Origin of the sequence: Blautia sp. 1033sp1_1033st1_G9_1033SCRN_220408 (assembly GCF_040929965.1) — a bacterium.
Taxonomy (GTDB): domain Bacteria; phylum Bacillota; class Clostridia; order Lachnospirales; family Lachnospiraceae; genus Blautia_A; species Blautia_A ammoniilytica.
In genome coordinates this window covers 26,362-41,107 of sequence record NZ_JBFKZO010000005.1, presented here as the reverse complement: position 1 = coordinate 41,107, position 14,746 = coordinate 26,362, and the positions used below count along the sequence as shown (strand labels likewise).

Here is a 14,746-nt window from a genome sequence, read left to right as displayed (position 1 = left end):
TGTAACTGTTCTGTAACCTCACAAGACTACCTGTTGAATAGTTACCTTTACTTTACAACTACATGCTTCTCCGACAAAGGACATCCTTCTTCAACTATTCCCGGCATTGTATTAATATTTTCCAGCAGCTGATTAAAAAAACGCCTCATCAGGCACAACTCTGTCTCGGAAAAATTTCTGAACAGATATTTCTCTGTCTCATGCATGGTGGCAAGCCCTTTCTGGATTACTTCATTGCCCTTGTCTGTCAGACGGATCCTGGTAATACGCTTGTCATGTTCATCCTGCTTCCTGCATACCATTCCCATCTTTTCCAGCCTTTGAATGCTGACCGTCACTGTAGGCGGCTTCACGCCCAAAATCTGAGCAATCTCTTTCTGGCTATATTCTTCATTTTTCCCCAGAATGGCAAGAATGGGGATCTGACTTGGATGAATCTCCAGTTCCTTCATCTTGCTGAAACACTTTCCCATATATCTCCTGTTTATTTCCAAAAACAAAGCCTGCATACTTTTTTGCCGGTCCTGTTTTTCTTCTTCCTCCAACACCTATTCACCTCCTGTTTCGTTTCATAAAATCAACCTCTCAAAAGTACCTCCTGCTGTTTTGCTTTTATTTTCCAGCCATCACCATTATTATTCATTTAGTCGGCTAAGTATATAAAATATACTTATATTTGCGAGAATGCAAGTATTTTTTTCAGTTTTATAAAAATTTAACATTTGTTCGACTAACTATTTTCTCATGAATTATAGAAATACCACAACGTAATTTTCTGTTGCATATACATAAAAAAAAGAGGATGCCTGATCAGAGCGTATCAAATACTACCTCTGAAGCATCCTCTTTCTTATGCCTGATAATGATCAGATAAACTGATTGGTGTCTGAATCATAATGATAATCAATCTGATCCAGCTGGCTGATCAGATCCTTTTTCTTGATCCCCCTGCAGGTGCACAATGCCTCCAGGGACTCATAATAATCCCGCAACTGGGTATTCACATAACTTAGCAATATTACCGGATCCTTTGGTATCATGCATGGAATCTCCTTTTCTGCCTGTTACAGCATCATTTTCTGTCATCAGGAGCGCCCTGCACTCTGACAACAAACTCTCCATTCTCCACATCCAGCACAAGGGTATCACCTGTATGCACATCTCCGGAAAGGATTTTCTTTGCAGCCAGCGTTTCCACATAATTCTGCAGATAACGCTTCAGCGGTCTTGCACCGTATACAGGATCATAACCATTTTCGATCACATTTTCCTTTGCTGCCTCAGTCAGAGTCAGGGAAAGTTCCTGGTCAGAAAGACGTTTATCAAGGTCTTTTACCATCAGGTCTACTATGTTACCAATGTTTGCTTTTGTCAAGGGCTTAAACATAATTATTTCATCCAGACGGTTCAGAAACTCCGGACGGAAATGTGCCCGCAGGTCATCCATAACCTGTTTCTGAGCCTCTGGTCTGATCTGACCATTCTCATCAATACCATCCAGCAGATAAGGAGAACCGATATTCGATGTCATGATCAGGATCGTATTCTTGAAGTCCACTGTTCTTCCTTGAGAATCTGTGATACGCCCATCATCCAGCACCTGGAGCAATACATTAAATACATCCGGATGTGCTTTTTCTATCTCATCAAACAGTACAACACTATATGGTTTTCTTCTCACAGCCTCTGTAAGCTGGCCCCCCTCTTCATAACCAACATATCCCGGAGGCGCTCCGATCAGTCTGGATACAGAATACTTCTCCATATATTCACTCATATCAATACGAACCATATTCTGCTCATCATCAAACAGCGTCTGAGCAAGTGTTTTGGCAAGTTCTGTCTTACCTACACCGGTAGGTCCGAGGAAAAGGAAGGAACCAATAGGCTTTGTAGGATCCTTGATCCCTGCCTTAGACCTGAGAATGGCATCGGTTACTCGGCGCACTCCTTCGTCCTGGCCCACCACACGTTTGTGCAGTTCATCTTCCAGGGTAAGAAGCTTAGCACGCTCTCCTTCTGTCAATCTTGCAACCGGTATCCCTGTCCATCTGGAAATAATCCTTGCAATCTCATCATCTGTAACAGCTTCATGAACAAGACGTCTGTCTCCTTCTTTAACGTCACGTTCCTCGATTTCCAGCTGCTGCTGAAGTCTTGGAAGCTCTCCATACTGAAGCTGTGCAGCCTTTTCCAAGTCATAACTCTGTTTTGCTTTCTGGATCTGTTTATTCACATCTTCAATCTGCTCACGCAGCTTCTGAAGCTTTTCCACAGACTTTTTCTCATTATCCCACTGAGCTTTCTGGGTATTAAATACATCCCTCAGATCTGCAAGCTCTTTCTGCAGGTCAGCAAGACGCTCCTGGCTTAAGCTATCCGTCTCTTTTTTCAGGGCTGACTCCTCAATCTCCAATTGCATAATCTTTCTGCGCTGCTCATCCAGTTCAGTAGGCATAGAATCCAATTCCGTCTTAATAAGTGCACAGGCTTCATCTACCAGGTCGATAGCCTTATCTGGAAGAAAACGATCCGTAATATATCTATGTGAAAGAGTTGCCGCTGCTACCAGGGCGCTATCTGTAATCTTAACTCCATGGAAAACCTCATACCGTTCCTTCAGTCCACGAAGAATAGAAATGGTATCTTCTACTGTAGGTTCATCTACCATAACTGGCTGGAAACGACGTTCCAGTGCAGCATCCTTCTCAATATACTGGCGATATTCATCCAAAGTGGTAGCGCCGATGCAATGAAGTTCTCCTCTTGCCAGCATAGGCTTTAACATATTACTGGCATCCATGGCTCCATCTGTCTTACCTGCTCCAACGATCAGGTGCAATTCATCAATAAACAGGATGATCCTGCCTTCGCTTTTCCTTACTTCTTCAAGAACAGCTTTCAGTCTTTCCTCAAATTCGCCTCTGTACTTGGCTCCTGCTACCAAAGCACCCATATCCAGGGAAAAAATCTTCTTTTCCTTCAGACCTTCCGGTACATCCCCTGCAACGATCCTCTGTGCAAGTCCCTCTACAACTGCAGTTTTACCTACACCAGGCTCACCAATAAGAACCGGGTTGTTCTTAGTCTTACGGGACAGGATCCGTACCACATTACGGATCTCCCCATCACGGCCGATTACCGGATCCAGTTTTTGATTTCTGGCCTTTTCCACCAGATCCTCGCCATATTTGGCAAGTGTATCATAAGTAGCCTCCGGATTGTCGCTGACCACTCTTTGATTTCCTCTTACAGTAGACAAAGCCTGCAAAAACCTTTCTCGTGTAATTCCAAATTCCTTCCAGATCTTTGTCATGCTTGGACTTGGATACTTTAACAGGGATAAAAACAGATGTTCCACAGATACATATTCATCCCCCATGGACTTGGCTTCATCCTCTGCATTTACCAGTGCTTTGTTCAGATACTGTCCAAAACGCAGTTCGCCGCCGGATACTTTTACTTTCTCGTCCAGTGCTTTTTCAACTGTATTAATAAAATAATCTTTATTGATATCCATCTTCTCGATCAGCTTCAGAATCAGGCTGTCTTCCTGCTTCAGAAGGGAATACAGCAGATGCTCCTGTTCAATCTCCTGATTGCCGTAAGAATAGGCAACCTTTTCCAGATTCTGCACTGCCTCAATGGACTTCTGTGTGAATTTACTGATGTTCATATACGTTCCTCCTCTCCGAATCCTTTTATATGGAAAAACTGCCGGCAGACAGCCTCCTTCTAGAAGCTGTCCATCGGCATTTCATAATACGATCATCCTTCAATGGAAATATAACGTTTCTCTTCCACTTCCGGCTTAGCCTGTTTCTTTGGAAGTGTAAGCTTTAAGATCCCATGCTTGAATTCAGCTTTGATCTGCTCATTCTCAATATCCTCACCAATATAGAAGCTTCTCTGGCAAGCACCAGTATAACGTTCTCTGTGGATATAACGCCCGCTTTCTTTCTCCTTGGAATCCTGCTCCAGAGCCTTTGAAGCACTGACTGTCAGATATCCGTTTTTCTCTTCTACTTTGATCTCATCCTTTGTAAATCCCGGAAGATCGATCTCTAATTCAAAACTGTCATTTTTCTCTTTAATATCTGTCTTCATCAGATTAGCTGCGTGATGTCCATACAGCTTTCTCTCTGCCCTGTGGTCTGCCTTATCATCATAAAATGGAAATCCAAAAACATCATCCAGTAAACTGTCTGTAAAAATACTTGGTCTTAACATAAGTCATATCTCCTTTCAATGGACTTCTTACTTTATTTATTAAAATTCTTGTTATCTTTATAATCCATTTCCTTTGTTCTGTACGTAATATAACACGCATTGTTAGCACTGTCAAGAGGTGAGTGCTAATAATTTTGTGAAGATTTTGTGACCGCTAGGAGCCATGCAAAATCTCTGTACCCTGTATAAATTTCCCAACATACCATACCTATTCATATAATGCATATCACCTCTTCTTTTTTTCATACTTCAGTATCCCCCTGGGAGGCTTGTTTTCCCCCTCTGTTTTGTTAAAATAAACATAACACAAACAACTGTGTTATCTACCAAATAAAGTGCATTACCTCCGCATATTGATGCACATTTAATTCAACCCATAAAAAAAGTACTTCCGATTCCACGGGAAGTACTTTTTTATATCATTATGGACCCAACAGACTAAAGTCCATAAAAAAATGCTAAGCCATAGGTTTTGATCTGTGGCTTAGCACTATATTTTATGGTTCAACTCTCAAAGTCAGGTTTCATTTTTATTTTGTCAAGAATATTGTGTATTTTTTTATCTTATTGTGTAATTACAAATCATTTTCGTCATTTTGCACAATATTTAATGTAAATCCACGAACTAATGACATTTACTTAGTGAAATCTCTTGCCCAAAAGGCATTCCTCTTTTTATTATTACTGTTTACGGAACTGGGATGATACAATTCAGTTTGGTACAATATAGTTCTAAATTATCCAAAATATAATTTTTCATTCAAATTCTAATTCATCACTCCCCAAATAATGAGAGAGTAACACACGATTCAAGTTAACCTAATCTGTCATTTAACATATCTCTCTAATAAATTATCAACGCCAGCACCATATATACCAGAATTGACACAATACAGTACAAAGAATTTGTAGTAGATACATATGCACTGCTTTCTTTTTTCTTCAGGAATGTCTGCATACTGAAAGTAGCCGGTGCAGACATATACAGAATGATTGCAAGATCCATAAGCTGTGAACTGCCTACAAGAAAATGGACAGCAAGTAGAACCCCAGCCATCATCACCGCCTGGACGCAAATACGAAGTATGATCGTTTTTATACATGGGCTGATCAGTTCTCGGGTCAACTCCATACTGTACCCTACCACAAGAAGGATCATAGAAGTTACAGAAGTGGTAAGAATATTTTCAACGCTAAGATAAACACCTCCAAAAGAGCTTTCAACAAGCCGTGAAATGATTCCGGTTAATCCGGCTGCAATTCCCAAAACGCTGGCTACAAATGCAGGAGTTTTTACTGCACTGAAAAACAGTGCCTTTGCACTAATCTTTCCTCCATTTTCAGTCTGTCCCAGCATTCCCATATATACACTGAAGCCAAACAGCAGTCCTGCAATATCCAATACAGCAATCTGGGAAAGATGTTCACTGCCGCACAAACTGGTATATAATGGATAGGCCATCATTCCCCCTTCGTATACACAGACCATGTAGGGCAGATATTTTTTATATGGTGCTTCCAATAATGGCTTTAGTAAAAATCCAACCGAAAAAGAAATCAGCAGCATCACAAACATGATTCCTACCAGTATACCGATTTTCCCTGTATATTCTGCTGTTGCCAGCGCATGGAAAATAGCCACAGGCAACATAATATTTGTAACCAGGCTTTTTATATTGTCAATACCGCTTTGTGTTAATACATTCTTCTTTCTGCACCAGATGCCAAGCAGGATCATAACCAGCACAGGCATAATAATTTCCAGAACCTTCATATCATACACTTCCTTCCTCATATCCTTCCTTTTGTTTAATGCAGCCTGTTCACACACCGGTGATCATAGAAAAAGCCACATTTGCCACTCCACACAGCACCATGACTAATATAGGATTTACCTTAAACTTCCGTAACAGCACCAATGCTATCCCGAAAAACACTATCATCCGTATACATATATTTTGTCGTATAAGCTGTATCGTTCCGTTGACAAAAAAAGAAGAAATCAGGATGGTCACTCCCGCTTTCGCAATCATAGCTACAACTGCAGGGCGAAGAGAGGCCAAGGTTCCCTGAAACACAGATACATTTTGATATTTAGTATAAAGATGTGCCAATAAAGTCACCATCACGCAGGATGGAAGAATGCAGCCAAATGTTGCAACCACGGCCCCTAGTGGTCCGATAATCTGCATACCTACAAAGGTAGCTGCGTTTACTGCAATCGGGCCAGGTGTCATTTCTGCAATTGTTACCAGATCGGTAAAGGCATTCATAGATAACCATCCATGCAAATTCACCACCTGTTCCTGTATCAGCGGCATTGCTGCGTATCCACCGCCGAAGCTTAACGCTCCAACCTGAAGAAAACTAAAAAAAAGCTGAAGATAGATCATTTTTCTTTTCTCTCCTTTATTACTGTGCGGACAATTCCAAATACGATCGTTGCTAATATAATGAAAATAATATTAATGTTAAGGAAGTAACTGCAGCAAAAGCTGACAGCCATGATCAGGATATTTATCCAGTCCTTTGATTTTACAACATTCTTCCCCATGTCATACACAACTGACATGATCACTGCACCAACACCTGCAGTCATTCCTTTTAATAATGCAGCAATATAATAATTAGAGCAAAACGCATTATAAAATACCGAAATTAAGGATAAAATCACCATTGGCGGTATAATGGCCCCCAGAGTTGAGACTAGCACTCCTGGTATGCCTGCAAGCTTGTACCCTACTACGATTGCCCCATTCACCGCAATGGCTCCTGGCGAAGACTGTGCGATGGCTACCAGATCCAGCATTTCCTCTTCATCGATCCAATGGTAATGATCCACAAATTTCTCTTTTAATAGGGTCACAATCACATAACCACCGCCAAATGTAAATGTGCTTAAATATAAACAGGCGAAAAACAATTTTCGCAATATATAACCTTTATCTTTCGATTTTTCTTCCATAGTCCACTCCTTTGGCCTGATATAAACGTTAATTCATAAATGCTTTCAGCATTTTTCCTGCAAATCATATTGTGCCACATATAAGCACTTTAGTAAATATTGGTTCTGTTTATTTTATAAAAATTGCGCATCTCACTCCTCTCACCCCTCACCAAAGTAATCAGAATGTGATGCGCAGCTGTTTAAACTGTGTAGCAGTTGTCCCTGCAAGCAGAAATTTTATTAAGCACTGAAAAGCTTCCGTTGGTAATCAGGTATCCGTCAAAAATCCTGTGCAATTTCAACCATTTTATCATAACAAGTATCAAAAAATAAACGATATCCTTCACAGAAATAATTTTTCCAGGTACCATCTGGCAGTTTGTTTCTGTTTCTCTGGCAACCGCCCCTGCATAACTTCAGGTATCTGCAATTTTTACATGTCTCAGAGATTTTCAGAGATTCTTCCTGAAAACGGATATTTTTCCTGTTTTCATCCATCTCTCCAAAAGTATCCGTATTGGCATTTCCAAGACAGTACTCATCCATCATATAAAAATCACATGGATATACACTTCCATCTGCTTCGATCACGTACTGAATCCCACAGCAGCCTCTCTGATCACAGGCCTCCGGTTCATATCCCTTAAGAATACCTATATAATTGTCAAACTGCCTGATATAAATCGATCTGCCTGTACGAATATCTTCATTCCATTTTTCAAATAAACGGATCAAAAACTTTCCATATTCTACTGGATCCAGCGAATAATGCATTTTACCTTTTTCCTGCTGTAATGGATCAATGCATGGTATATACTGTTGATATTCAAATCCTTTTTTGCTATAAAAGCTATATATTTCATTCAAATATTGTGCTGTCTGGTCATGTACAACGGTAAGAATATTAAAAGGCACGTCATACTGTTTCAACATTTTGCATGTTTCAAGAATCCGGTCAAAGGTTTCTTTTCCATTTTGGGCATGGCGGTAGCAATTATGGGTCTTCCATATCCCATCCAATGAAATTCCAACAAGAAATCCACAGTTTTTAAAGAGTTTACACCATTCTTCGTTAATATTTGTCCCATTTGTTTGAAATGCATATGTTACGGGAATCTTCTTTTTATTATATTTTTCCACATATTCTGCTACTTTATAGTAGAAATCAATTCCTCTTAGTGTTGGCTCTCCGCCCTGAAATGCAATCGCACAACCGCCTTCTGCATAGGCAAGTGCTTTGCGAATAATATTCCGGGCCGTCTTTTCCTCCATCATCCCATAGGATTTCTGCGTTCTGTTTTTTTGTTCATCACAGTAAAAACAGTATTCACATAACATATTGCAGTTTCCGGATGCTGGTTTCATCAAAATGCTGACTGGTGGCATTTGTCTATTCCTTTTCCTTTTAATATTCGTTTATCAAATGCATGGAAAAATCCATATTTTTCATAATTGCACTGTCAAAATTCTTTTTGATCAGTTCATGCTTCAATATCTGATAGGATTCTTTATTCCAGAGATTATCAAATTCACATGGATCGTTCTCCAGATCGTACAATTCCCCGAATTCCTTCCCATGGTAATTCACTATCTTGTACCTTCCATCAAAATACATTGTAGCATAAATATCTTCATGTGTCCCCTTCAGACAGTGATAGAATTCAGAATAAACAGAATCCTTATGATAATCTTTGTCCGCAGTTCCAGTTAAAATAGGTACCAGGCTCTTGCCCTGCATGAAATATGGCACTTCATAACCGGCAAGTTCCATCAATGTGGGTGCCAGATCTACCAGTTCCACAAGCGCATTCGATTTTACATTCTGAAGGATCCGTGACGGACAGGATATAATCAGGGGCACATGTGTAAGTGCTTCATAAAAATATGCGCCCTTCCAATATAAACCATGATCGCCATTCATCTCACCATGATCACTCATATAGATCACTACTGTATTTTCTCTTTCTCCGCTCTTGTCCAGATAATCCATTAATCGGCCAAATTGATCGTCTACAAGTTCTATTTCTGCATAGTAGTCACGGAAATGTTCTCTCTTTTCATAATCTGTCAGCTCCGGAAACGGCTCTGCCTGCCCCTCTTGACCGCCAATGTAAAAATCTCTTTGCTGATGAGGTGGTTTATTTTCCAATTCTCCCTCTTTCCAAAGTGGCAGCGGCATGTCTTCTACTTTCAATTTATCTTTGTATTCCTGTGGCGGGTCCAGCGGTGGATGTGGATCATACGGATTCAGGCTTATCAGCCAGGGTCCGTCCTTGCCTCTGTTCTCTTCAATAAATTCAATTGCTTTTTCCACACACCAGGTTGTCTGATGATATTCAGCCGGAACTCCTACTGTCTTCCCGGTGAAATTTGGATTTGGAGTTGGCGGCCATGTTGCCATGCTTGTATATTTACCACCATAAATATCTGCCCATTTCAGGCCTTTCTCCTTCAGCCAGTTCTGGTAACAATTTTCCCCATGCAGCCAGTCATCATTTGGATGCTCACTCCACTGCACATATGTATATCCATCGTCTGTTCTGTTTTCCATCCTGCCTTGTGCGGATGTGAGATGCAATTTTCCTGATAAACCACAAACATACCCTTCATCTGCCAGAAGCTTTGTAACTAGCTTTTCGTCCTTTGAATAATTATCATTTCCATTGTAAAAAGCTTTTGTTGTTCTCGGATAACGTCCTGTCAGAAAGCATGAACGGCTTGGTGTACACACCGGTGCCTGGGTATATGCCCTTGTGAATGTAACACCTTCACTGACAAATTTATCAATATTCGGTGTCTTAATGTATGGATTTCCCAGACACCCAATCGTATCCCATCTTTGCTGATCTGTACAAAACCAGACAATATTCAATGGTTTCTCCTGAGCCATAGTATCATCCTCCCAGTTCATAAAATAGTAAGTTATTAAAAAATCCTTGTTCTAATTCATATTCAGCCCTATACGATCATACAATTCCTGTGGTGCTTCATTTTCTTCCAAAAGCCCCTTCATAGCCTGTATCATTTTTTCTTCTACTACTGTATCCATAATAGATGTATTCTGATCTGGGTCATTCTTCAAGTCAAACAACAGGTCACCGTATTTCATGTGTTCTTCATACTGATAACACGAATTATTGGGAGACGTTGCACCAGATGCAGGAATCTTCATAACCGGTATTCCCTTTGTAAATCCAAAATCTTTCACCATTTCAACATCCGTATTCTGCAGTTCCTCTACAGAAAATGGTTCAAACATATGCAATGGCACAATTGTATAATTATTTAGACTGTTATTCTCTTTGCGTCCTGCACGCATATATACATATCTTCCGTCTGTAATATTGACATGCTTTCCGAAATAGCCAAACAAAATATAATCATGAATTGATTTTTCGTCTTTTAAAACGGGGAAAAGTGACTTACCTTTCATATCAGGTGTTGGTGCGATTCCAAAGTAGTCAAGGATCGTTGGTGCAATGTCAATTGTCTGACAAAGCTGTGAACGTCTTTCTCCAGCACAGCCAATGGCTGGATTCCAGATAAAAAATGGTGTATGGACAATCTGGTCATAATTAGGCATATAATTTTTTCCAAAAAAGCCATGTTCCCCAAGCATATATCCATGATCTGTATTTACGATCAACATGGTATCTTTCCACATGTCATGTTCATCCATAAAATCCAAAATTTTACCAAAATACTCATCTATCATAGAAAGGACTGCCCGATAATTGGTTCTTGCTTCGCTTACTTCTTCTGACCCTTCATTTACCTCTCCATAGAAAGGCCAATCAAAGGGCTGCTCTTTATCTGTATACATCTTTTTGTACTTATCCGGCACGAAATATGGTTCGTGTGGATCAAAATATTCAATATGTAAATACCAGTTATCTTCCTGATAATTGCTTTCGAGAAATTCAAGTCCTGCCTGACACGTTTTCACATGAGGGTGGTTTTCTCCTTGCATATATTTCCTGTTTATTTCATCCTGGCGATGAAGATCTATATTTTCTTTAAAACCTTTTACTTCTCCCTTCCAGAAATCACCTTCCTGGCCTCTTATCATCTCACATGATGCAAATTTGGTATGATAAGTACTTCCGCCTTCCTGCCAATAATGTGCATGATCTGTCACGCAATGGGTATATATTCCATTTTTTCCCAGTATGGATGCAATAGAATCATCAAAAGGTTCCAACGGTCCCCAACATCTATGTAAAAAATTGTATCTTCCTGTATGAAGTTCTCTTCGTGCAGGAATGCAGGGAAGACTTCCAACATAAAAATTATCAAATGTAACTGTTTTTTTCGCCAGCCGGCGAAAATTCGGCATGATCGACAGATTATCTCCATAATTCGGAAGGTATTTTCTGTTCAGAGAATCATACATAACAGTAATTGCCCTCATAGGTTCACCTCTCTACCACCATTTAATTAATTCAGTAACTTCATTTCTAAGTTTAACAAACTCCGGTGCTGCAATATCTCTTGGCCTTGGAAGTTCATTTATCAGTGTTTTCTTTACTGTAGTCGGTTTGTTGGTCAGAACCATAATCTTATTTCCTAAATAAACCGCCTCTTCAATATTATGGGTAATGAACAAAACCGTCGTCCCTGTCATCTGCCACAGTTTTACCAGTTCATCTTCCAGTTTGAATCGAAGCTCAATGTCCAGCTGTCCATATGGTTCATCCATCAAAAGAAGTTCCGGTTCTGTTGCAAATGCCCTTGCAATACTTACTCTCTGAAGCATACTTGCAGAAAGCTGTTTCGGATAATATTTTCTATATTTTGAAAGACCTACGATTTCCAGATACTTGTCTACCTGTTCCTTTTTTCTTGCCTCAGGGATTTTCTTGATATCAAGACCAAAACGTACATTTTCCTCTACAGTAAGCCATGGCATGGTGGAATCTCCCTGAAAGATGTATGCAATATTCTGCTTTTTCGGATCTACCTGTTCTCCGTTTAGAAGAATTTCTCCATCTGTAATGTCATAAATCTTTGTAAGGCTGTTCAGGAATGTTGTTTTTCCACAGCCAGTAGGACCAACTACACACAAAAGATCTCCGTCCTCTACATCAAAAGACATATCATTTAACACAAGCAGGTCTCCAAATTTCTTTGTCAGATGATTTACTTTTACCTTCGTCTTTTTTTCACTCATTGGATACCCTCTCCCTATAATGTGCTGTCCAGAATGCTGGTGATCTCTTTACGGAGAGCCAGGAATTCCGGTGAAACCAGATTTCTCGGTCTTGGCAGATCAATCTTATATTCTTTTTTAACAGTCGCCGGGCAATTTGTAAGCACCAGTATTCTGTCTGCCAGGTACAGAGCTTCTTCTATATTATTTGTAACAAAAATAACCGTTCGTTTTTCTGCTTCCCAGATTCTCTGCAGTTCCTCCTGCATAAGATATCTTGTCTGTGCATCCAGTGCTCCGAATGGCTCATCCATAAGCATAAGCTTGGGTTCATTGCAGTAAGCACGGGCAATACCTACTCGCTGCCGCATACCTCCTGACAACTGTACCGGGAAAGACTTTTCAAACCCGTTCAGTCCCACAAGATCAATATACTTTTGTGCGCGCTTCTGTCTTTCTGCTTTTGGAACTCCTGCCATTTTCAATCCATATTCTACATTTCCCATTGTGGTCATCCAGGGAAATAATGCTGTTGACTGAAACACAACTCCTCTGGAAGGATCTGGCTTAGTAATCTCTTTTCCCATAAATTTCATACTGCCAGCTGTTGCTTTTTCAAATCCTGCAATCATATTAATGATCGTTGTCTTACCACACTGTCCAGGTCCAAAAAGAACCAGAAATTCGTTTTCTTTTGCTTCTAAATCAAAATTTCGAACTACCGGATGTTCGCCCTCCGGAGTAATAAAAGTTTTGCTCACATCTTTACATTCTACAATAATATTGTGATTTATTTTCCGCTCTTGTTCCATCGGCATAATACATCCTCCGCCCTTCGCATTATAATCGCCAGAATATAACCAACAACACCGATCATCACGATTCCAGAAAGAATCTGTATCATATCATTGTTATTCATTCCGGCTACGATCATCCATCCAAGTCCTTCTGAAGACCTTACCATCTCTGCAGCTAATACAGTTGCCCAGCTGCTTGAAATAGCAACTTGTAATCCTGCAAAAATATTTGGCACAGAAGCCGGAAGCACAATGGTAGTAAAAATCTTGCGTTCACTTGCGCCAAGCATTCTTGCTGCATTGACAATTTCCGGATCAACACTTCTGGCTCCAGCCATAGAGTTCAATGTTGTATTAGAAAATGATGCCAGAAAAATCAGAAAGATTTTTGCATCTTCTCCAAGTCCAAACCAAATAATAGAAATCGGGATCCATGCAATCGGAGGGATTGGACGGATAATTCTGAATAATGGATTAAAAATCGCTTCTGCAATCCGATACCATCCCATCAAAAGTCCAAGTGCCACACCAACTAACGAACCAACTATAAATCCAATCATTACTCGTAACAGACTGTATCCTGCATGTGCCAGAATACTATGGCGTCCAACTTTTCCCACAATGCCTGCACCAACAGCCTTCAATACATCAAAAGGCCCAGGAATGAGTAATCCAAGCTGTGTAGTCTGTGTTCCCCAATACCATAAAATGATAAATGCTCCTATGGAAACTACTGCACAGACAGCACCTATTGATTTTTCAGATAGTTTTTTTCCATTTGTCATTTTGCATTCATTCCTTTCGCAACATGAATTTCCACCAGATGAAGCAACGCATCAAATATTGCTCCTACCGCACCAATAGCCAGCATTCCAACGATGATGATATCCGGTCTGGAAATTGCCCTTGCCTGCTGGATCATATAACCAAGTCCTTTTGTAGATGCAAGGAGCTCAGCTGCAACCAACGCTGTCCAGGATGTTCCCAGAGCTACACGAAGTCCTGTAAAAATCATTGGAAGTGCAGTTGGAATTGCGATTTTAAAAAGTTTCTGACTGTCTGATGCTCCAAAAACATCCCCCACCCACAAGTGTGTTTCTTTTGTCTGACGTATTCCTGTGTAGCTGTTTACAATACAAGCAATCAGTGCACCCAGAAAGATAACCAATGCTTTTGATGTAATTCCGATACCAAACAGCAAAATAAACATTGGAATCCATGCAAGTCCGGGAATGGGACGAACCAGGTCAAACAATGGTCTTACAAATCTGTCTACCCATTTATTCCATGCCATTGCTATACCAAGCGGTACCCCTACGAGTGCGCCCAATGCATATCCTAACAAAGCAACTTTAATACTGGACCACAGATGTGCCTGCAAGGTTGCTCCATCAGGAGCTTTCGTATGCAGTTTATCTAAGAACGTATTGAATACTTTTACCGGTCCCGGAAATACTGTTTCTGATTTCATATGAAATACATTGATACACAGAAACCAGATAACAATTACTGTACAAACTGAGACAACGGAAATGCAAAAATATTTCATTTTATTCTTTTGTTTCATTTTTATCCTCCATATTTTCTCTTAAATCACTTGTGGGACTGATTTTCAATTCTATT

14 protein-coding genes are annotated in these 14,746 nt (G+C 40.1%); all 14 read right to left on the bottom strand.

The annotated features are described in order from the left end of the window. Positions 1-47 precede the first annotated feature (47 nt). A complete protein-coding gene (locus tag AB5916_RS05480; protein WP_368189649.1) occupies positions 48-548 on the bottom strand; it encodes a MarR family winged helix-turn-helix transcriptional regulator in 501 nt (166 codons plus the stop codon). A gap of 318 nt (positions 549-866) precedes the next feature. Next, positions 867-1,040 carry a DUF4250 domain-containing protein gene (locus AB5916_RS05475; protein ID WP_158420728.1) on the bottom strand — a complete coding sequence of 58 codons (174 nt, stop codon included), beginning with the start codon at positions 1,038-1,040 and terminating at the stop codon, positions 867-869. Positions 1,041-1,072: 32 nt separating this feature from the next. Beyond that, on the bottom strand, positions 1,073-3,676 hold the full coding sequence (clpB, locus tag AB5916_RS05470) for an ATP-dependent chaperone ClpB (RefSeq protein ID WP_368189647.1): 2,604 nt from the start codon (positions 3,674-3,676) through the stop codon (positions 1,073-1,075). A gap of 92 nt (positions 3,677-3,768) precedes the next feature. Next, a complete protein-coding gene (locus AB5916_RS05465; RefSeq protein ID WP_173726961.1) occupies positions 3,769-4,230 on the bottom strand; it encodes an Hsp20/alpha crystallin family protein in 462 nt (153 codons plus the stop codon). Between the two features lie 844 nt (positions 4,231-5,074). Further along, positions 5,075-6,025, bottom strand: a complete 951-nt coding sequence (locus AB5916_RS05460) for an AEC family transporter (protein WP_368189645.1) — start codon at positions 6,023-6,025, stop codon at positions 5,075-5,077. 28 nt (positions 6,026-6,053) lie between these two features. Further along, positions 6,054-6,623, bottom strand: a complete 570-nt coding sequence (locus tag AB5916_RS05455) for a chromate transporter (RefSeq protein WP_368189643.1) — start codon at positions 6,621-6,623, stop codon at positions 6,054-6,056. Next, positions 6,620-7,195 (bottom strand): chromate transporter, encoded by a 576-nt coding sequence (locus tag AB5916_RS05450; RefSeq protein WP_158420741.1) that lies wholly within the window; start codon positions 7,193-7,195, stop codon positions 6,620-6,622. The genes AB5916_RS05455 and AB5916_RS05450 overlap by 4 nt, the downstream gene beginning before the upstream one ends. A gap of 261 nt (positions 7,196-7,456) precedes the next feature. Next, positions 7,457-8,563, bottom strand: coding sequence for an anaerobic sulfatase maturase (locus tag AB5916_RS05445; RefSeq protein WP_173728842.1), 1,107 nt, complete (start codon positions 8,561-8,563; stop codon positions 7,457-7,459). Between the two features lie 19 nt (positions 8,564-8,582). After that, positions 8,583-10,067, bottom strand: coding sequence for a sulfatase (locus AB5916_RS05440; RefSeq protein ID WP_368189641.1), 1,485 nt, complete (start codon positions 10,065-10,067; stop codon positions 8,583-8,585). A 51-nt stretch (positions 10,068-10,118) separates the two neighbouring features. Then, a complete protein-coding gene (locus tag AB5916_RS05435) occupies positions 10,119-11,588 on the bottom strand; it encodes a sulfatase (RefSeq protein ID WP_173728846.1) in 1,470 nt (489 codons plus the stop codon). 12 nt (positions 11,589-11,600) lie between these two features. Continuing rightward, positions 11,601-12,347, bottom strand: coding sequence for an ABC transporter ATP-binding protein (locus AB5916_RS05430; protein ID WP_158420745.1), 747 nt, complete (start codon positions 12,345-12,347; stop codon positions 11,601-11,603). 14 nt (positions 12,348-12,361) lie between these two features. After that, positions 12,362-13,138, bottom strand: coding sequence for an ABC transporter ATP-binding protein (locus tag AB5916_RS05425; protein ID WP_368189773.1), 777 nt, complete (start codon positions 13,136-13,138; stop codon positions 12,362-12,364). Continuing rightward, positions 13,117-13,908, bottom strand: coding sequence for an ABC transporter permease (locus AB5916_RS05420; RefSeq protein ID WP_368189640.1), 792 nt, complete (start codon positions 13,906-13,908; stop codon positions 13,117-13,119). The genes AB5916_RS05425 and AB5916_RS05420 overlap by 22 nt, the downstream gene beginning before the upstream one ends. Next, on the bottom strand, positions 13,905-14,690 hold the full coding sequence (locus AB5916_RS05415) for an ABC transporter permease (protein ID WP_368189638.1): 786 nt from the start codon (positions 14,688-14,690) through the stop codon (positions 13,905-13,907). Before AB5916_RS05415 ends, AB5916_RS05420 begins: the two co-directional genes overlap by 4 nt. Positions 14,691-14,746: the final 56 nt, after the last annotated feature.